A 19569-nucleotide genomic window follows, 5' to 3' on the forward strand; every position below is an offset into this window, starting at 1 on the left:
AAGTTCAACTTATCTTTGGATTGCCCGTGGCCACGCTACCCTCACTGAAAGGACTGCAAGCCTTCGAGGCAGCGGCGCGCGCCGGGAGCTTTGTCGCGGCTGCGGAAGAACTGTCGATCTCGGCGGCCGCGGTCAGCCAGCTCATTCGCACCGTCGAGGAGCAGATGGGCCGCAAGCTGTTCCATCGCGTCAACCGGCGCGTCGTGTTGACCGAGGCCGGCGTGGAGATGCTGCCCAGGTTGACCATGGCCTTCCAGGAGATCGGCAGCGTCTCGCGCGAGGTCAGCGGCGGCGCATTCCGCCCCCGGCTCGTCGTGTCAGTGCCGCCGTCCATGGCGATGGGCTGGCTTTCTCAACGTCTCTCTGGCTTTGTCGCCAGCCACGGCGCCGTCGACATCTCGCTCAGGGGCGACGACGACCCGGTGCCGTTCGACCGCGAATTGATCGACATCAGGCTTTCCTACGGCCCGCACTACCGCGAGCACCCGACCGAGGACATCGTCAGGGACGCCGTCTATCCCGTCTGCGCGCCGGCGCTGAGCGGCGCGATCAAGCGTGACGACCTCGTCGGCCTGCCGCTGATCCATACGGACTGGGGACCGACCGGCGCGTCGTTCCCTTCATGGCGCAACTGGTTCGAGGCGGCGGGGATCGATCCGGGCCGATCGGCGCGGCGCGGCCTGTCGGCAAACTCGTCACGGGCAGCGCTCGACCTCGCCATTTCAGGGCTAGGCGTGGCGCTCGCCCAGGGAATCTACTGCGCCCAGGCGCTCGAAGACGGCCGGCTGGTTCGGCCGGTCCTCCGCACGGCGGAGCTGCGCCAGCCCTATTGCCTGACGATCCCGGAGCGCAGCGCCCGGCGCGACGTTGTGGCGGCATTCCGCGATTGGCTGATCGAGGAGTGCCTGCGCTCGGTCGAATCGCCGGCGCTGCGTTCACACGACAGCTCGTGACCGCAGGGCGCGGCTCAGAGATGGCTGGCCAAGGCCGCGGTCATGTCCTTGCTCGTCGCCACGGGAATGATCTCGAACTCCACCAGATCATTCCATTCGATGGCCCAGCGCTGCAGCAGCGTCACGTCATCCGCCTCCACCAAAAGGAAGCAGCGGCTCATATCCGCCGCGATCCAGCTGTGGTGGACGACAAGCTCCTCCGGCTTCAGCCGACCCTGGTCGCGGAAGCGACGGTAGATCTCCTTGCGGTCGCAGCCACGGAAATCCTCGATGACGAAAAACAGCATGCTTTTCCCCCAGTTTGAACGGCTTGGAACTGGGGAACTGGAGAACTGGAGAACTGGAGAATTGGAGAATTGAGTGGCTAGCGCAGCCATCAGTCCTGACTTCCTCGGTTCCTCACTTCCTCAGTTCTTCAATTCCCCAGTTCTCCAGTTCTTCAATTCCCCAGTTCTCCAGTTCCCCAGTTCCTCAATTCCCTCCCCGGCCGCTACCGCCCCGGCCGCTCCAGCCGGTCCAGGAACCATTGCGTCAGCCGTACCCAGACCTCGTCCTTCTCGCCCGAATCCTCCCAGCCGTGGTCGAGATTGGGATTGTCGTTGACCTCGATGACGAAGACGCCGTCCTTGGTCTCCTTGAGGTCGACGCCATAGAGGCCGTCGCCGATGCAGCGCGCCGCCTTGACCGCCGTCTCGACGACATGATGCGGCGTCTCTCTCAGCGTGAAGGTCTTGATGCCGCCCTGGTCGGGCTTGCCATTGGCCTTGTGGTTGACGATCTGCCAGTGCTTCTTGGCCATCAGGTAATGCACGGCAAACAGCGGCTGGCCGCCGAGCACGCCGACGCGCCAGTCATATTCGGTCGGGATGAATTTCTGCGCGATCAGAAGGTCGGAATCCTCCAGCCACTCGGTCGCGAGCCGGGTCAGTTCCTCCAGGGTCCCGCATTTCTTGACGCCGCGCGAGAACGAGGAATCCGGGATCTTCAGCACCAGCGGGAAGCCCAGCGTCTGCGCCGCCACCTCGAGATCGGACGTGCCGGCGATCATCACCGTCGGCGGCACCGGCACCTTGTTGTAGGTCATCAGCTCGTTGAGATAGACCTTGTTGGTGCAGCGGATCATCGACAGCGGGTCGTCGATGACGGGCATGCCTTCCTGCTGGGCGCGGCGGGCGAAGCGGTAGGTGTGGTTGGAGATCGAGGTTGTCTCGCGGATGAACAGCGCGTCGTAATTGGCGAGCTTGGCCAGGTCCTTCCTGGTGATCGGCTCGATTTCAACGCCCATCTTCTCGGCGATCCTCGCCCAGTAGCGCAGCGAGGAAATCTCCGACGGCGGCAATTCCTCATGCGGATCGACCAGGGTCGCGAAAGTGTAGCGCGCCGGCGTGCGGCCCTTGGTGTCGCGCCATTCGCGGTTGGTGTAGGTCTCCAGGCACTGCAGGAAGACCCCCTCCTCCTCCTCGGTCATGCGGGCGAGCGGCAGGAAGCCGATCTTACGGATCGAGGCCCATTCGGCGCTGTCCTTGATGTGGACCTCCAGCGCCGGCGCGCGGAACCAGTCGAACAGGAGCTTGGCGAAACGGTCCCATACCTTGGACGGACCGATGCCGAAGAAGATGGCAACCTTGGCCGGGAAGTTGCCGCCGAGATCCTTGCGGCATTTGTTGAGCGCGAGCTCCAGTTCGGGCAGCGCATGCTCATAGAGCTTGCGCTCCGACAGGTCGATCATCGTCTCGACGGTCGGGATCACCTTGTGGCCGCGCGAGCCGGCAAGCAGCGAGGCGTAATAGCCGCGGCTCTGATAGCCGTAATTGTTCGACAGGTTGATGACCTTCGGCCGCTGGCCGCGAAACAGCGCCGGATGGGCGAGATAATCGCGGTTGGTGATGACCTTGTGCGGCGTCGCCACCTGGTCGAGATCGTTCTGCCTGCCTGTAAGGATGACCCAGGTCATTGTTGTCAGCGCTTCCCCAGAATGATGGCTGCACGCAGCCCGTCGCGACCGAACTGCGCCATGTTCATGAAGATGCCGTAAGGCACGGGAATGTTGGCCGCATCAAGGATCGTCTCCTGCCGCTCGTCCTCGACCCATGGATCGTGGATCAGGATATGGTCGCCGTCGTCGCCAATGGCCAGCACCCAATGCGGAACCTTCTTGCCGAACATCAGGAAGCCGCTGATCAGCACCAGCACCAGCTTGCCCCCGGCGATGGCGTTGCGAACATCGTCGAGGGCGAATGGACGGTAATTCACCGGAATGCCGTAAAGTTCCGCGCGGCGGCGGAAGTCGACCTGGGCAAGCTCCATCACCCGGCGCTTGTCCTCGCTGCGCACCGACTGCAGGAACAGCGCGCCATGGAAGGAAACGAAGATCTCCGCCGCGAGCCCGCTTTCATAGCCGGCGACCGCCAGCCCGAACGGCTCGCAGCCGCCCGGCCCCGACATCATGAAGACGGTGGTGGCCTCGCGCCAGAGGCGGATTTCCATCACCGGGTCGGGCACGAAGCCGTGGTCGAAATTGGCCATCGCCATCATCAGGCAGCACGGGCCGCAGGTGAACTCGCAGGTCTGCGGGTAGAAGGGAACGGTGGTGGCGATCGGCACGTCGCCGCGCAAGGTCTTCTCGTAGCGCAGCGCGGTGGCGCCGTCCTCGTAGTAGTCCGGCTCGCGACCGATCTTGCGATAGCCGGCCTGCTCATAGACGCGGATGGCGCGATGATTGTCCTCGCGCACTTCGAGGCGCAGCATCATCCGGTCGTGCTCGAAGGCCGCCTCCTCCGCCGCCGACAGCAGCTGGCGGCCTATGCCGAGCTGGCCAAAGAAAGGACCGACGGCGATTGAATAGAGCCGGGCGACGCCGCTGCCCTTGCGAAACAGCACCACGGCATAGCCGGCAACGCGGCCATCGCTTTCTGCAACCAGCATCTCGGCGGTCTCGCGCTCGATCAGCTGGCGAAAGGAGCGGCGCGACATGCGATCGCTCGAAAAAACAGCCTTCTCGATGGCGGCCAGGTCATCGACGTCGGACGCGCGGGCCTTGCGGATCTCGGCAGGCATGCGGGCTTCAGAAACCTCGATTGGGTTGTGGGAATGACCCTTGTCTAAAGCATGGATGATACCGGCCCCCAGCACCAGTATTCATCAAGCGCTATCGCTCCTCGATTAGGGCCGAATTGTGACAGGTTGAATAGTGGTCCAATGCTGAAGGAGCTCTGCACTGACTCGCTGTTTTCAGCGCAGCGCCAATGTCGAAAAACCCGCTGTTTTCAACTGGCGAGGCCGGCCAGAAGCTGACCGTAGGCGCTCTTGGCGACCGCCGCCAGCCGCTCGCGCGGCAGCGAGCCGACGACGGCGCAGCCATAGCCCTTGTCCAGCCAGTAGACAGCCTCGGGGCCGTCGGCCTCCGCTGCATAGGTGCCCTTGGATTTGCCGGCCGATTCGGCGGTCACGAACAGCGAGATGCGCTCCCCATTGGCGTCTTCATAGAGCAGCATCGCCGCCTTGCCCTGGCCGGCGGGCAACAACCGGCCACCGACCAGCTGGAAGCCCTCGGCCACCAGATCGGGCGCGACCAGCTTCAGGCCGACGCGGTTGGACAACCAGGTCTGCAAATGATCCTTGTCGCTCGCCGGCACCTCGACCGCATGGCGCTTCTCGGCGGCATAGATGACATGGGCCGCGATCGCCTGCTCGGCGAGCAGATCCTCGCTTTCGCCTCCCCTGCCGATGCCATCGATGCCAGCGACATAACCGGCAAGCCCGCCGATCACCAGCACGGCGGCGGCCGCGGCCGAAAGCCACCAGCGCGAGCGCCGGGCTGTCGTCCTTCCTGGAGCCTCGCCGAACACGGCCTGCTTCAGCCGTGCCGGCACCGGTTCTTCGAGCACGCCGGCAAAGGCGGCGCGAAGGGCAGCCCGATCGGCGACGAAGCGGGCGCTCCTTGCCTTCATTTCGGGATTGGCCTCGAGCCAGGCCTCATAGGCCATGCGCTCCTCGCCGGGCAGCTCGCCGTCGAGGGCCATGTGGATGTCGCGTTCGGAGAAATCGCGCCGGGTCATTTCTCGACGATCCTTATCGAGCGGCGGCGCGCCGTATCATCCAGCAGGCCGCGCAGTTCCTCGCGCCCGCGCGCGATGCGCGACATCAGCGTGCCGGCCGGCACGCCAAGGATGTTGGCCGCCTCGGCATAGGAAAAGCCCTCGATCGCCACCATGACCAGCGCCGCGCGGCGATCGGGGCTGATCGCCTGCAAGGCATCGATGATCTCGCGCGAGGCGATGCTCTCGACCTGATCGGCCGGAGCTGCCTGCGCCTCGCCGGACTCGAGCGGCAGCATCGCCGCCTCGCCGCGCCGGTTCACCTTGCGCATCTGGTCGATGAACAGATGATGCATGATCGTAAACAGCCACCTCCTGGGGCTTTCTCCCGTCTGCCAGTTATCGAGCCTGACCAGGGCCCGTTCGAGGCAGTCCTGGACGAGGTCGTCGGCCGAATCGCGGTCGCGCAGCAGCGAGCGCGCGTAGCGGCGCAAACGCGGTATTTCGCCAAGGATCGCTGCCTTCTTTTCGTCCATGACCGCTGGTTTTCGAGGTCGTTTTCCATCCAGATTGAACGCGCCTTTGGGGCGCGGCGCAAGCAGCCAGCGCGAAGCGGCCCACCGCTCCGGTTACCCAAGCAATGGAATGAACGCTGGCGGATGCCGGTTTATTCCCGGCTAGCCGATTGTTTCTGCTTGTTCCGCCTTCTCCTTCGCTGCTCTTGTCAGCAGCCGCTGGTAGAACAGGCCGATGCCGATCAGCACGGCGCCGAGGCCGATGAAGGACAGCGCCCTGAGCACGCCTTCCAGCTCCGACATGTCGAACAGGAAGACCTTCAGCACGGCGATCGCGATCAGCGCTGCCGAGGCGACGCGCAGCACCTGCGACTTCAGCCACACTCCGGCGGTCAGCAGCGCGACGCCGATGGCCAGCCACAGCGCCGAATAGGTGTAGGTTTCGACCTGGCCGAGCCCGCTCCACAGTCCGATGAACTCGCCTTTGAACAGCCGCCTGACCGACAGCGTCGCATAGGCGAAGGCGAGCAGCGAAGCGACCAGCGCCAGCATCGCCGCGTACCAGCGGGGGCGCTTGTCGCGGACGTAGAGCGCCAGCGCGCCGGCGGCGACCGCCGGCAGGAGATAGGCGAGGAAGAGGAGGTTGAACACCGGGATCGTCCCGGTCGATTCGTCAGTGAACAGCGGGTTCAGCACCACGAAATGCCGGACGGCGACGAAGGCGACGGAGAGCACGCCGACGGCCATCGAGCCGTAGCGCATCACCGAACTCGGCGAGCGCCTGTCGATGGCGACAAGGATGGCGCCGGCGCCAAGCGCGATCAGCGTGTAGATCGCCTGTTCGGCGAGCGTAACCGTGCCGGTGTCCAGCACACCGCCATGCATGGCGTGGCGCACCAGTATGGCGAGCGTGAGCAGCGCGAAGAGCGCCGCCCCCGCTTCCATCGCCAGGCGCGGCCGGCCGTTTGTGGTCCGGGCGAGCTGCCAGGCGGCGAAGCCGAAGGCTAGCGCCGGCACGCCGTAGCCCGGCAGCAGCCAGTTGAAGACAGGCGTCGTCGAAAGCGATGCGGCGCCGACAATGGTCGGGTCGTAGGCGACGCGGCCAAGCGTGGCGACGACGGCGCCAACCGAAATCCAGCCGAGCACCGGATAGGACCGCCAGCGGGTCGCCAGCGCCGGTACGACGGCCGCGGCGCCGACAAGCACGGTGGTCCAGCCGGAGCCGAAGGCCATATGCAGCATCAACAGGGCGGCGATCGCCGCGCCGCCGAGCGCGAAGGAGACGGCGACATCTCCCTTCAGCGGCGGCTCCTCGGCGCGCGCGAGCCATTCACCGCCGGCGGCGAAAGTCACGACCAGAAGAGCCGCGACCGCAGCGTAGAGGAAGTCGCGGTCGAGATTGCCGAAGGTGAACCACAGCGCCGTGAGCACGACCAGCGGCGCGATCACGGCCCAGGCCGCCCAGGACGCGGACCGGATGCGGGCGGTTGCCACCCATTGGCGCGCGGCCCAGAAGCCGGCGGCGATGAACAGCAGGCCGAGCCCGACGCCGATGTTGCGCGTCAACTGATCCGACACCACCACCGGCTGGCCGTCGACGCCGAGACTGCCGCCGACGATATCGGAACCGATCGAGGTCGGCGGGATGATGCCGAGATAGATCATCGCCGTCACCAGGCCGGCGGCATGGAGAAGCGGCAGCGCGCGCGGCCGATAGAGGGCCACGGCCAGCATCGCGGCAAGCAGCGCGGCGCCCGCCAGCGCATCACCGGCGACGGTGAAGGCCGGGTCGACCGAAAGCCCCAGCGCAGAAAGCCCGACGAAGATGGCGGGCGCGATCGACGGCCAGTCGAAACCGCCGGCGGATTCGGCTTCGGCGCCACGGGCGCCCAGCCAGACGAAGGCAAGCACAGCCAACGTCGCGGCATCGATGAATAGGATGGCCGACAGGTTCGCGGCGGGCGTGTTGGCCATGTAGAGGATGGTCCACAGGCCGGTGCCGACGAAGGCCGCCGCCACCAGCGCCTTCCAGTCGCGCAGGCGGGCAATCGCCGCGGTGGCGGCAAGCACGATCGCCAGATAGACGAACAGCGCCCAGGGATTGGGCGCCTGCGAGGAGACGAGCGCCGGCGTCGCCATGGCGCCGATCAGGCCGATGCCGGCTAGCGCCAGGCCATGGACCAGGCTCGCCGCGATCGTCGCCACGCCAATGACGCCGAGCAGCGTGAAGGCCAGCGCCGGACCGATGAAGCCGTAAATGCCATAAGCGGCATAGACGGTGCCGAACAGGATGAAGGCGCCGGCCGCCGTCAGGATCGCCGGGATATAGGCGCCGGCGGCACCCTGCACCGGCACCTTGAAGCCGGTGCGGCGGATGAATTCGCCGCCGCCGACCAGCACCAGGCCAAGGATGCCGGCCATGGTGAGGCGCACGCCGGGGCCGAAAATGCCGGCTTCGATGGTGTAGCGGATCAGGAACAGGCCGCCCAGCGCCAGCGCGATGCCGCCGACCCAGACCGCCCAGCGGGTGCCGAGCGCGGTCTCGACGTCGGTCTGCCGCGCTGCCTTCGCCGGTTGCGCGGCCTCGGCGGGGCCGGCCGCAGGCTCCGCCGCTGGCGGCGGCGCTTCGTCCTTGGCCCACGGTCCGGACACGACCTCGCCCGCAGCAGCGGCGGCCTGCGCCGCCGGCGCTTCGGCGCCAACATCATCCGCTACAGGAGGAGACGCTACCTCGGCCGTGATCGCCTCGGCCGGCTTGCCGTCGGCTTGCGGCTGTTCGGCCGGCCTGGCGGCCGGTAGCACGGCGCCCGAAAGCACGAGGCTGCGCAGCGCGCCAAGTTCGCGCTCGATCAGGCCGATGCGGCTCTGCTGGCGCGAAATGATGACGAACAGGGCGATGATGGCGGCAAGGCCGATCAGGCTTTCAAACATGGCGGTTCCCCCAAACCAGGCCGGTTGTCATTGACAATTGCGGCGGCCAGACGGCCGGTTCCTCCAGGCAAACGCGCCGCCGGATCGGCGACAGCAAAGATCGAGCATGTTTCGCAGCCGAATGCCAGCAGCTTGCAGCCTTTATCCAATGCCGAGGTGTCAAGGCGGCCAGGAATAGTCCTGCTGAGCGAGGTTGCGTGGCACGTGCTGCAAGTAGTCATGCTAGTGTCGGCCGGATTTGATGAGGATGACCAATGCCGCAACGCAGCGCGGGCCTGCTGATCTACAGGCGCACCGGCGGGGTTTTCGAATTTCTGCTTGTCCATCCCGGCGGACCATTCTGGGCAAGAAAGGATGAAGGGGCGTGGTCGATCCCGAAGGGACTTGTCGACGAGAGCGAGGATGAACTCGCAGCCGCGCGACGTGAGGCCGAGGAGGAACTGGGCGTCGCGATCGATGGACATTTCGAGCCGGTCGGCAGCTATCGGCAGCCGGGCGGCAAGATCGTGACGGCATGGAGTGTCGAATCTGACCTCGATGCGGACGCCGTCAGAAGCAACACGTTCACCATGGAGTGGCCACCGAGGTCGGGTTCAGTGAAAGAATTCCCCGAAGTGGACAAAGCCGGCTGGTTTTCCTTGCCGGAGGCCGGGCTCAAAATCCTGAAAGGCCAGCGCCCCATTCTCGGCGATTTCCTGGAGCGGCAAAACGCCGGCTAGCCGCAAGCGCTACTCTCCGGCGATCGCCTTGCCGGCCGCATGATGCCGGCGTAGCGCGGCGAGGAAACCGGCGCGGGCGTCGGGCGGTTCGAGGCCGCGCGGCTCGTAGACATGGCGGCTGAAGAAGAAGCCGGTCAGCCGGAACGCGTCCTCGAGCGCCGCCTGATCGGCACTGGGGCCCGAACGCTGCAGGAAGGCCGGCAGCGCCAGCATCTTGTCGTGCCAGGGGGCGCCGGCGGCGCGGGAGACGGCGCGGCCGGATTTCGGCGAGACATAGGCGAGGTCCTGCCTGGAGCCGGTCGCCGCGCACTGGCTGAGGTCGAGGCCGAAGCCGAGCTCGTCGAGGATCAGCAATTCGAAGCGCGCCACCAGCTCGCCCGCCGCGTCGGCGTCGTCGAGATGGGCGATCATGACGGCAAGCGTCTCATAGAGCGCACCATGGGCGTCGCGCTCGGGCAGCAAGCGCAGATGCGCGGCCATGGTCTGCAGGCCGTAGACGGCGACGGCGCTGTCGATCAGCCGGGCGGCGTTCATCTCGATCGCCTCGGCCTGGAAGGTGCCGAGATGCTCGTCGAGGCGGGCCCGCCACAGGAGATCGACGCGATTGCCCGGCTGCAGGACCGGCTGCTGCTTGCGCGAGCGGCCGCCGCGCACGAGGCCGAGATGGCGGCCATGGGCGCGCGTCATCACCTCGAGGATGGCGCTGGTTTCGCCATGCTTGCGGGTGCCGAGAATGATTCCCTCGTCGCGCCATTCCATGCGAGGGAGCATTTCACCGATCGGGCGGCGAAATCAAGGTTGTAACGGGCCGGGTGCCGGGACAGCCGCCAATCGCAAATATCGGAAATTTCTCAGAAACCGATCGGGATTTTTGTCCCGCGCTGGCGCCATATGCGGGCATGTCGACCGGCGCGGCCGGTCCCTTTGCTGTGGTCGACCCATCGGGCAAGCCGACCTCTCATTTGCCAATCCGCCCGACGAGAGGACCAGACAAATGCCTTCCTTCCTGAGCCTGGTGCGGGGGCACCAGCTGACCGCCTTCTTTTCGCTGGCGCTCGGCCTGACCTGGCTGGCGTTCATCCCCTTCTGGCTCTCCGGCGGCGAGAGCATTCCCTGGTTCACCTTCGGCCCGATGGTCGCCGGCTTCATCGTCGCCGCGCTTGCCGGCGGCTGGGCTTCGGTCAAGCCCATCCTCGCCTCGATGGTGAAGTGGCGGGTTCGCCCATTCTGGTATCTGGTGGCGTTCGGCCTGCCGTTCGGGGCGCAGTTCGCTTCGATCCTGATCAATCCGCTGTTCGGAGCGGCAGCCCCCGCCTGGGACAACATTCCCGCCGTCTACGAAATGCTGCCGATCATCGGCCTCTATGCGATCTTCAGCGGCCCGCTCGGCGAGGAGCCCGGCTGGCGCGGCTTCGCCACGCCACGACTGCTCGCCGGCCATTCCGCGCTTGCCGGCAGCCTGATCCTCGGCGTGATCTGGGCCATCTGGCACTTCCCGCTCGGCCTGGTCGGCGACCTCAGCCTCTACGGCACGATCAATGTCGTCCTGGCCGGCATCGTCTTCACATGGCTTTACCAGAACACCGCCAGCGTGCTTCTCGCCTTCCTGATGCATGTCACGCACCAGAACAGCGTGCGCTTCCTCGGCAAGGTGTTCGTCGACGGCGACTATGTGCAGCAGCAGTGGATCGGCGTGGCGATCTGGGCGGTCATCGCGGTCGCGATCGTCGCCTATTACGGCACGGAGTGCTTTGCGCGCCGGGAAAGGACAAAGCCGGCTGTCGCCACCGCCTGAACCCGCTCCTCAAACAGGCGCGGCGCCCGTCTCCGGGCGCCGCGCCTTTGCTTGCCTTAGTGCGGAAACTCCAACCCCATCTCGCGGTAGCGCTCGGGGTCGTCGCCCCAGTTCTCGCGCACCTTGACGAACAGGAAGAGGTGCACCTTCTGCTCCAGTATGCCCGCGATCTCCATGCGCGCCGCCTGGCCGATGGCGCGGATGGTCTCGCCCTTGTGGCCGAGTACGATCTTCTTCTGGCTGTCGCGCTCGACATAGATGACCTGCTCGATACGCACCGAGCCGTCCTTCTTCTCCTCCCATTTCTCGGTCTCGATATGGGAGGAATAGGGGAGCTCCTGATGCAGTCGCAGGTAGAGCTTTTCGCGGGTGATCTCGGCCGCGAGCTGGCGCATCGGCAGGTCGGAGATCTGGTCCTCCGGATAGTACCAGGGGCCGGCCGGCAAGGTTTGCGCAAGATAGTCGAGCAGGTCCTTGCAGCCGGAGCCGGTCAGTGCCGAGACCATGAAGGTGCGCTTGAACGGCACGCGCTCGTTCGCCGTCGCCGCCAGCGCCAGGAGCACCTCGGGCTTGACCCGGTCGACCTTGTTGAGGACCAGAAGCATCGGCTGCCGGACATCCTTCAGCCGGTCGAGAATGGCATCGGCGTCGCCGCGGATGCCGCGCTCGGCATCGATCAGAAGCACGACGATATCGGCGTCCTTCGCGCCGCCCCAGGCGGTGGTCACCATCGCCGTGTCCAGCCGCCGCTTCGGCTTGAAGATACCGGGCGTGTCGACGAAGACGATCTGGGCGTTCTCATGCGTGGCGATGCCGCGCACGATGGCGCGGGTGGTCTGCACCTTGTGGGTGACGATCGACACCTTGGCGCCGACCAGTTGGTTGACCAGCGTCGACTTGCCGGCATTGGGCGCGCCGATCAGCGCGACGAAGCCGGAGTGCGTCGCGGGGGCCTCGCCCGCCTGTGCCGCGTCTTCGCTCATGCCGCGCTTCCTTCATTCATCCAGACACCCTCGCGCAGCAGCAGCGCCGCCGCCGCCGCCTGCTCGGCCTCGCGCTTGGAGCGACCGCTGCCTATGGCCGGCGCGAACTGGCCGACCTTGACGCTGACGGTGAACAGCGGATCGTGGTCCGGCCCCTCCCTGCCGTCGATCCGGTAGGCGGGCGTCGCGCCCGCCGCCTGATGCGCCCATTCCTGCAATTCGGTCTTGGCGTCGCGACGGGCAGCGCCGATGGCCTGCGAGCGCGGCTGCCAATAGCGGTGGATGAACGCGCGGGCCGCATCCAGGCCGCCGTCGAGATAGAGCACGGCGATCAGCGATTCCAGCGCATCGGCGCGCAGGTTGACACGCTTGCGCCCGTCGAGGCCGCGCACGTCCGAGCCGGCGCGGATCAGTTCCGGCAGGCCGATCTCCTCGGCGATTTCGGACAGCGCCTCGGCATTGACCAGGGCGTTCAGCCGCAGCGACAGCTCGCCCTCGGCCGCGTTCGGGAATGCCGCAAGCAGCATGTCGGCCACGACAAGGCCAAGCACACGGTCGCCGAGGAATTCGAAGCGCTCATAGTCGACGCCGGCATGGCTCGACCGGGCGCTGGCATGGGTCAGCGCCCGCTGCAGCCGCTGGCGGTCGCCAAAGGCATGGCCTGTGCGCTCAATGAGCGCTTCGGCGAGCGCATCGGCGGTGAGCCGCTTCGTTGACGCCATCAGCTAGCTGACGAAATGGAACAGGCGCGCGGCTCGCATCAGCGACGGCCACTTCCAGACTTCGAGCGGGCTCGCGCCATCTGCGATCGAGAAGAAGATGATGTTGGCGCGGCCGACCAGGTTCTCTTCCGGCACGAAGCCGACGGTGAAGCGGCTGTCGGAAGAGTTGTCGCGATTGTCGCCCATCATGAAGTAGTGGCCGGGCGGCACGTCGAACTCGCGCGTGTTGTCGCCGATCGAGTTCGGCGTCAGGTCGAGCGTGTCATAGGTGATGCCGTTGGGCAGCGTCTCGCGATAGACATCGACCGGACGATCGACCTCGGTGATATCAGGGTTGTCGATCTGGCCGACCTTCTCGCGCGGCACGCCGGCGCCGTTGATGAAGAGCTGGCCGTCCTTGACCTGAATCTTGTCGCCGGGCAGGCCGATGACGCGCTTGATGTAGTCGATGGACGGGTCCGGCGGGAACTTGAACACCACCACGTCGCCACGCTTCGGCTCGGAGCCCCAGATACGGCCGGAGAAGATATCGGGACCGAACGGCAGCGAATAGCGCGAATAGCCATAGGACCATTTGGTGACGAAGAGATAGTCGCCTTCGAGCAAGGTCGGGCGCATCGATCCGGACGGGATCGAAAATGGCTGGAACAGGAAGGTGCGGATGACCAGCGCGAGCAGCAGCGCCTGAATGATGACGCTGACGGTTTCGCCAAGCCCGCCGGATTTCTTCTCGGATTTTTCAGCCACGCTCATGTCGTCCTCGATTGTGCGTTGGTTGGTATAGAGTCTCGGCGCGCGCTGGGCAACGTCAGCCGGAGGTCAGAAGCAATCAATGTGGCGCTTCTTCGGCGGGCAACGCCTCGATGATCACAAAGGCTTGAGCAAGCGGGAAATCGTCGGTGATGGTGAGGTGGATCGCCGCCCTATGCCCCCGCGGCAGGATCTTGCCGAGCTGTGCCGCCGCGCCGCCGGTCAGCGCCATGGTCGGCTTGCCGCCGGGCAGGTTGACGACGCCCATGTCGCGCCAGAAGACGCCATGCGCCATGCCCGTGCCCAGCGCCTTGGCGCAGGCCTCCTTGGCGGCGAAGCGCTTGGCGTAGGACGCGACGCGCGCCGCGCGGCCTTCCGAGCGGGCCTGCTCGACCTCGGTATAGATGCGCTGGATGAAGCGCTGGCCGTGCCGTTCCAGCGACTTCTCGATGCGTCTGATATCGATCAGGTCGCTGCCGATGCCGATGATCATTCCGCGGGAACTTCCCGCCCGCCATGACCACCGAGCCTGGCCTTGTGTGCCCTCTCGGCCATGCGCTTCCTGCGCCGCTCGCGAAAGGCGGTCATGCCCCATCGGGTGATGCCGTAGAAGAACAGGCCGAAGACGAGGCCGAGCGGCACCGCGCCGATCAGCATCGGCTCCAGCACCGGGTGCCACAGTTTCGCGAACGAAAGCGTGTGCATCATTTCCCCAAGGTGCTCAGGCGGTCCGTGCTTGGGCAGGCGTTCGTGCAGGATGAGCTTGCCGGTTTCCCAGGATGCACCCCACAGCAGCGGAAAGGTCAGCGGATTGCCGAAGAACACGGCGCCGAGCGCGGCCGCCACCAGATTTCCGGCGATTACCCAGCACAGCACGGCGGCGATCACGAAGTGGAAGCCGAGCGGGAAGAACGAGGCAAACACGCCGGCCGCGACGCCGGCGGCGACGGCATGCGGGGTGGCCTTCAGCCTCAGGATGCGCTTCGAGAAATACTGCACCGAGCGCGAGAACGAGCGGCGCGGCCAAAGATAGGTACGCACCCGCTCAAAAATGCCATCAGGCTCGCGGCGTCGAAAAAGCACTCTGTTCCGGTTCCTAGTACTCAACACAGGCTGTTCCGGCGATCCCGAGCCGGCAGGCGACTGCCATATCTTGCGCTTCGAGGCCGCCCGAAGGCAACAGCGACTTTGATATAGCGACGCGCCGACCGAAGGACAACGTCCGGCCAGCGTCTCGCCGCTCGAGCATATTAGAAACACGGCGGATTTGTGGAGACGGGAGTCAAGTCGCTGACGTGCGGCAGTTCGCCCCGCCAGCTAATGCAGCGCTGCGACGTCGGCCGCAACCTGGCGCTCGGCCGGCGTTGCCGCCCTCGCAAAGCAGCCGTCGCCGGAGTGAAGCAACGGTCCTGCCGATCTCACCGGGGATGATTGCGAGGTTGGCAGTCCGGGGTCCGATGAATCCGCTGAGGGTGCCGGATGTGGTCTTCCAATCTCTGACCAACTGCACCGCACAGTCCAAACGTGCAGGACCCGCTAGAGGTGCACCGCGGCCCCTTCAAGGAGCCTGCCGGGATTAGTCGGACTGAACTGCATGGCATCATGTCCTGGTTCGTCCGTCCTGCGCCAAATGGCGAGTAGGGTCATATTCTCACCCTTTGTTTCGCCGTTCATCGCCGTGTGCGATTTCCCGGTCGTGGCTCGACGCAAGTCGTTGCAGGCTGCCACCCAGTATGACCAGGCTCACGCCCAGCAATGCGACATCCTTGATTAGGAAGGCACCCAGCCCATTGAGAAAGGGAAACCCTTCCGAACCCGCCTCCCAGATTGGCAGAGCGAGCATTGTCGAGGCCGTCAGCGCAAAGGTGATTGAACCGATCGCGCCTCCGACGAGGCCAGCCCAGACACTGCGGAAAGACGCAGCCAGCAGAAGCGCAGCGATCAGTTCGATCACGCCCAGGAAGTAGGAAGCCCCGGCAAATCCGAATGCGGGATAAAGCCATGCCAGCCACGGCGTCTTCTCAACAAATGGCTTAAGCGCCTCGATCTCGATCGAGGTGAATTTCAAAATGCCGATCAACAGCAGCGGAAGCACCACCCCCGATAGGGCTACCGCACGGCCAACAGCAGCAAGGCGGTCGCCAGTTCGATTGATGCGCGCCACGAAGGGCGCGGTTGCGTTTGCCGGGGTGAACATAGCCTGCCTCCTTCTATTTATATGCTCCAAGCATACAATGACTCGATCTTGATGTATATGCTCCAAGCATATATTTTTCACTGATGGCTGATTCCAGGATCGAGAATGTGATTGGTGCTCTGGCGCTGGCCTTTGCGGACACGCTGCAGCGGGACGCTCAGGCACGAGCGCCGGAGCCCGGCCCCGCGGCGGCGGCCATCACCCTCGTTGGCCACGTACCTGGTCTCTCGATCGAGAGGCTGCGGCGCGCTCTTTCATTGTCGCATTCAGGCGCCGTTCGACTGGTCGATCGACTGGTCGCGGACGGATTGGCGGCTCGATCCTCGGCGCCTGACGATCATCGCGCGGTAGCGCTAAGACTCACGCCTCTGGGCGAGACGACCTGTGGTGCTATTCTTTCCGCTCGTCAGGCGGGGCTCGCATCAGCGCTCACAGTTCTAAGTTCGGAGGAGCTGCAGGAGTTCGGCCGACTTGCCGCCAAGCTGCTGCGCGGGCTCGTCAGCAGCGAGGACCATGCATACAGAATTTGCCGGCTATGCAACTATACCGCTTGCCTCGAGTGCCCTGTCGAAGCGGAATTGTCCTCAGCCTTGGCGAGATAGAGCTTCGTCACATCACTATCCGCCAGACAATCTGGCCATTCTGGCTTAGGTGAGGTACTCGCTGACTTCGACCAGATTGTCGTCCGGATCGCGGAAATAGATTGACATCATCGGCCCGCGCGCGCCGGTTCGCTCGACCGGCCCGACCTCGATGGCGACGTTGCTGGCCGCCAGGCTGGCGCAGATCTCGGCAAGCGGACTTGCCGCGACGAGGCAGAAATCGCCGGCGCCGGCCGTCGGCGCCTTGGCCTTCGGCTCGAAGCTGCGGCCGACCTCGTGCAGGTTGATCTTCTGCGATCCGAACAACAGCGCGGTCGGCCGGTTCGGTTCGTCGAGGCGCTGGAGACCGAGCACGCGCTGGTAGAAGGCGCAGCTCGCTCCCACCGAGCGCACCGTCAGCACGAAATGGTCGATGCCGGCGATCATAGCTGCGCCGCGGCCGACGGACGCTGCCGAAGAGATTCAAGCAACGCGCTCAAGCGCTTGTTTTCACGCATGGCCGCATCAGATGTTGCGGCTGCCGGGCTTGACGGCCGGGATGGCGGCCAGCTCCGGCGGCAAGCGGTCGGCCGGATAGGCCGGAACCTCGTATTCGGCGAGCGCGACCAGCGGCACGCCGACATCGGTCTTGCCGGCCGAACGGTCGATGATGCAGGCGGCCGCCGCCACCTCGGCGCCAAGCTCGCGCAGGCAGTCGATGGTCTCGCGGATCGACAGGCCGGTGGTGACGATGTCCTCGACGATGACGACGCGCGCGCCCCTGGCGATCTCGAAGCGGCGCAGCCTGAACTCGCCCCCTTCCCGCTCGACCCAGATCGCCGGGACGGCGAGATGGCGCGAGGTCTCATAGGCCGGAATCAGCCCGCCGATCGCCGGGCCGACGACATAGTCGATGCGGCCGGGAACGGCCTTGCGGATCTTCTCGGCCAGCGCCTTGCACAGGCGCTCGGTCTTGTCGGCATGCATGAAGACCCTCGCCTTCTGCAGGAACACCGGGCTGCGCAGGCCCGACGTCAGGATGAAATGTCCCTCCAGGACGGCGCCAGCCTCGCGGAAAATGCCCAGCACTTCGTCGGTGTTCATTTCATTCCCCCATTATTCTTCTAACCATGATGTCAGCCGTTGACGCGCCTTGCATCGCTGACGCTCGAATTGTCCTTGAGCTGCGAGAGCAGCCGGTTCAGGTGCTTGAGGTCCCAGACCTCGAGATCGATCAGCATTTCGGTGAAGTCGGGCGCTGTGCGCACCATCGACAGCGTGTGGATGTTGGCATCGTTGGCGGCAACGACCTGGGCGATGTCGGCCAGCGATCCCGGCGCGTTGATGGCGGTGACCGAGACGCGTGCCGGGAAGCGCTCCTTTGTGCGCTCGTCGATGTCCCAGCGCACGTCGATCCAGCGCTCGGGCTGATCGTCGAAGGCCTGCAGCGCCGGCGACTGGATCGGATAGATGGTGATGCCGGTGCCCGGCTGGATGATGCCGACGATCCGGTCTCCGGGCACCGCCCCTTCCGGTGCGAAGCGCACCGGCAGGTCGCCGCGCACGCCGCGGATCGGAACCGCCCCGTCGCGCGGCTGGTCCTTGTCCTTGCGCGCGGCGCGGCCCGGCATCTGGAACAGCATGCCGGCGGCGTTGCGGATCTTCGACCAGCCCTCCTCGCGCTGCTTGGGGGCGGCGACGGTGACGCGCTCGTCCTTGTAATCGGGGAACACCGCCTTCATGACGTCCGTCGAGGCCAGTTCGCCGCGGCCGACCGAGGCCAGCACGTCGTCAATGTCCTTGCGCGCCAACCGGTGCAGCACCGGCTTCAGGCTCTCCTTGGTGAAGGTCCTGCCGGCACGCTCGAAAGCGCGCTCGAGGATGCGGGCGCCGAGGCCGGAATATTGCTTGCGGATGGCGTTCTTGGTGGCGCGGCGGATGGCGGCGCGCGCCTTGCCGGTGACGACGACCGATTCCCAGGCGGCCGGTGGCACCTGCGCCTTGGAGCGGATGATCTCGACCTCGTCGCCGTTCTTCAATTCCGTCATCAGCGGCATGATGCGGCCGTTGACCTTGGCGCCGACGCAGGTGTCGCCGACATCGGTGTGGACGGCATAGGCGAAGTCGATGGGGGTGGCGCCGCGCGGCAGCGCGATCAGCATGCCCTTCGGCGTGAAGCAGAACACCTGGTCCTGGAACAGTTCCAGCTTCGTGTTCTCGAGGAAATCTTCCGGATTGTCGCCCTCGGCCAGTTGCTCGATGGTGCGCCGCAGCCAGGCATAGGCGTTGGTCTCCTTCGAGATGGCGTGGCCGGCGCCGTTCGTCTTGCCGCCTGTATCCTTGTAGATCGAATGCGCGGCGACGCCATATTCGGCGATCTTGTTCATCTCGCGGGTGCGGATCTGCAACTCGACGCGCTGGCGCGACGGGCCGACGATGGTGGTGTGGATCGAGCGGTAGTCGTTCTGCTTCGGCGTCGAGATGTAGTCCTTGAAGCGACCGGGCACCATCGACCATGTCGTGTGGATGGCGCCGAGCGCCCTGTAGCAATCCTCGAGCGTATCGACGACGACACGGAAGCCGAAGATGTCGGAGAGCTGCTCGAAGGACAGCGCCTTGGCTTCCATCTTGCGGAACACCGACCAAGGCTTCTTCTGTCGGCTCTTCACGCTGGCCTTGATGGCATGTTTCTCGAACAAGGCCGACAGCGCCTTTTCGATCTCGGTCAGCACGTCCTTGTTGCGCTCGAATATCTCGGCAAGCCTGGCCGTGACGGCGCGGTAGGCTTCCGGATTGATGTAGCGGAAGGCGATCTCCTCCAGCTCCTCGCGCATACCCTGCATGCCCATGCGGCCGGCGAGCGGCGCATAGATATCCATCGTCTCCTCGGCGATGCGCAGGCGCTTGGCTTCCGGAACATGGTCGAGGGTGCGCATGTTGTGCAAGCGGTCGGCGAGCTTGACCAGCAGCACGCGCACGTCCTCGGAGATCGCCAGCAAGAGCTTGCGCAGGTTCTCCGCCTGCTCGGCCTTCTTGGAGACGAGATCGAGCTTCTTGAGCTTGGTCAGGCCCTCGACCAGCTTGCCCATTTCGGGGCCGAACAACTCGTCGATCTCGGCCCTGGTGGCGGTGGTGTCCTCGATCGTGTCATGCAGCAGGGCGACCGCGATCGTCGCCTCGTCCATGTGCATTTCGGTGAGGATGGCGGCGACTTCGAGCGGATGCGAGAAATAGGGATCGCCGGAAGCGCGCTTCTGGTGGCCATGCTTCTGCATGGCGTAGACATAGGCCTTGTTGAGCAGCGCCTCGTTGACGTCAGGCTTGTAGCGCTGGACGCGCTCGACAAGCTCATACTGACGCATCATGGGCAGGATCTCGCGGTGCTG

At 65.4% G+C, this 19569-nt stretch carries 19 protein-coding genes; 3 read left to right on the forward strand and 16 right to left on the reverse strand.

Going from position 1 to position 19569, the window contains the following annotated elements:
- Positions 1–26: 26 nt before the first annotated feature.
- Positions 27–953 (forward strand): LysR substrate-binding domain-containing protein, encoded by a 927-nt coding sequence (locus EN846_RS11750; RefSeq protein WP_128346133.1) that lies wholly within the window; start codon positions 27–29, stop codon positions 951–953.
- A 14-nt stretch (positions 954–967) separates the two neighbouring features.
- Here EN846_RS11750 and EN846_RS11755 read toward each other — a convergent pair whose 3' ends face one another.
- The 6 genes from EN846_RS11755 to EN846_RS11780 all read right to left on the reverse strand — a co-directional run bounded on the left by EN846_RS11755 (position 968) and on the right by EN846_RS11780 (position 8436).
- Positions 968–1240, reverse strand: coding sequence for a DUF3303 family protein (locus tag EN846_RS11755; RefSeq protein WP_127393634.1), 273 nt, complete (start codon positions 1238–1240; stop codon positions 968–970).
- A 203-nt stretch (positions 1241–1443) separates the two neighbouring features.
- A complete protein-coding gene (locus tag EN846_RS11760; protein WP_127393635.1) occupies positions 1444–2907 on the reverse strand; it encodes a RimK family protein in 1464 nt (487 codons plus the stop codon).
- A gap of 5 nt (positions 2908–2912) precedes the next feature.
- The gene (locus EN846_RS11765) at positions 2913–4010 is read right to left on the reverse strand and encodes a peptidase C39 family protein (RefSeq protein WP_127393636.1); all 1098 of its coding nucleotides are present in this window, start codon (positions 4008–4010) and stop codon (positions 2913–2915) included.
- Positions 4011–4219: 209 nt separating this feature from the next.
- Positions 4220–5011 carry an anti-sigma factor gene (locus tag EN846_RS11770; RefSeq protein WP_127284255.1) on the reverse strand — a complete coding sequence of 264 codons (792 nt, stop codon included), beginning with the start codon at positions 5009–5011 and terminating at the stop codon, positions 4220–4222.
- Positions 5008–5526 (reverse strand): RNA polymerase sigma factor, encoded by a 519-nt coding sequence (locus tag EN846_RS11775; RefSeq protein WP_127393954.1) that lies wholly within the window; start codon positions 5524–5526, stop codon positions 5008–5010. Before EN846_RS11775 ends, EN846_RS11770 begins: the two co-directional genes overlap by 4 nt.
- A 141-nt stretch (positions 5527–5667) precedes the next feature.
- The gene (locus EN846_RS11780) at positions 5668–8436 is read right to left on the reverse strand and encodes a DUF2339 domain-containing protein (protein ID WP_128272625.1); all 2769 of its coding nucleotides are present in this window, start codon (positions 8434–8436) and stop codon (positions 5668–5670) included.
- 254 nt (positions 8437–8690) lie between these two features.
- Between EN846_RS11780 and EN846_RS11785 the strand changes: the two genes are divergently transcribed.
- Complete coding sequence (locus EN846_RS11785; RefSeq protein ID WP_127392463.1) at positions 8691–9155, forward strand: NUDIX domain-containing protein; 465 nt, start codon at positions 8691–8693, stop codon at positions 9153–9155.
- A gap of 9 nt (positions 9156–9164) precedes the next feature.
- Here the strand turns inward: EN846_RS11785 and recO are convergent, their stop codons facing one another.
- On the reverse strand, positions 9165–9914 hold the full coding sequence (recO, locus tag EN846_RS11790; RefSeq protein ID WP_127392462.1) for a DNA repair protein RecO: 750 nt from the start codon (positions 9912–9914) through the stop codon (positions 9165–9167).
- 235 nt (positions 9915–10149) lie between these two features.
- Between recO and EN846_RS11795 the strand changes: the two genes are divergently transcribed.
- A complete protein-coding gene (locus tag EN846_RS11795; RefSeq protein ID WP_127392461.1) occupies positions 10150–10950 on the forward strand; it encodes a type II CAAX endopeptidase family protein in 801 nt (266 codons plus the stop codon).
- Positions 10951–11006: 56 nt separating this feature from the next.
- Here EN846_RS11795 and era read toward each other — a convergent pair whose 3' ends face one another.
- The 9 genes from era to EN846_RS11845 form a co-directional block, all read right to left on the reverse strand.
- The gene (gene era, locus EN846_RS11800) at positions 11007–11933 is read right to left on the reverse strand and encodes a GTPase Era (protein WP_127392460.1); all 927 of its coding nucleotides are present in this window, start codon (positions 11931–11933) and stop codon (positions 11007–11009) included.
- Positions 11930–12655, reverse strand: coding sequence for a ribonuclease III (rnc, locus tag EN846_RS11805; RefSeq protein ID WP_127392459.1), 726 nt, complete (start codon positions 12653–12655; stop codon positions 11930–11932). Before rnc ends, era begins: the two co-directional genes overlap by 4 nt.
- A 3-nt stretch (positions 12656–12658) precedes the next feature.
- The gene (gene lepB, locus EN846_RS11810; protein ID WP_127286192.1) at positions 12659–13408 is read right to left on the reverse strand and encodes a signal peptidase I; all 750 of its coding nucleotides are present in this window, start codon (positions 13406–13408) and stop codon (positions 12659–12661) included.
- Between the two features lie 76 nt (positions 13409–13484).
- Entirely contained in the window at positions 13485–13898 is a 414-nt protein-coding gene (gene acpS / locus EN846_RS11815; RefSeq protein WP_127392458.1) for a holo-ACP synthase, read from the reverse strand.
- Entirely contained in the window at positions 13895–14488 is a 594-nt protein-coding gene (locus EN846_RS11820) for a DUF2062 domain-containing protein (protein ID WP_127286190.1), read from the reverse strand. Before EN846_RS11820 ends, acpS begins: the two co-directional genes overlap by 4 nt.
- Before the next feature lie 568 nt (positions 14489–15056).
- Positions 15057–15602 (reverse strand): DUF417 family protein, encoded by a 546-nt coding sequence (locus EN846_RS11825; RefSeq protein WP_127392457.1) that lies wholly within the window; start codon positions 15600–15602, stop codon positions 15057–15059.
- 647 nt (positions 15603–16249) lie between these two features.
- Entirely contained in the window at positions 16250–16630 is a 381-nt protein-coding gene (locus EN846_RS11835; protein ID WP_127392456.1) for a VOC family protein, read from the reverse strand.
- A gap of 78 nt (positions 16631–16708) precedes the next feature.
- On the reverse strand, positions 16709–17287 hold the full coding sequence (gene pyrE, locus EN846_RS11840) for an orotate phosphoribosyltransferase (protein WP_127286186.1): 579 nt from the start codon (positions 17285–17287) through the stop codon (positions 16709–16711).
- Positions 17288–17319: 32 nt separating this feature from the next.
- The gene (locus tag EN846_RS11845; protein WP_127286185.1) at positions 17320–19548 is read right to left on the reverse strand and encodes a bifunctional (p)ppGpp synthetase/guanosine-3',5'-bis(diphosphate) 3'-pyrophosphohydrolase; all 2229 of its coding nucleotides are present in this window, start codon (positions 19546–19548) and stop codon (positions 17320–17322) included.
- Positions 19549–19569: the final 21 nt, after the last annotated feature.

Origin of the sequence: Mesorhizobium sp. M4B.F.Ca.ET.203.01.1.1, from assembly GCF_004791025.1 — a bacterium.
Classification (GTDB): Bacteria; Pseudomonadota; Alphaproteobacteria; order Rhizobiales; family Rhizobiaceae; genus Mesorhizobium; species Mesorhizobium abyssinicae.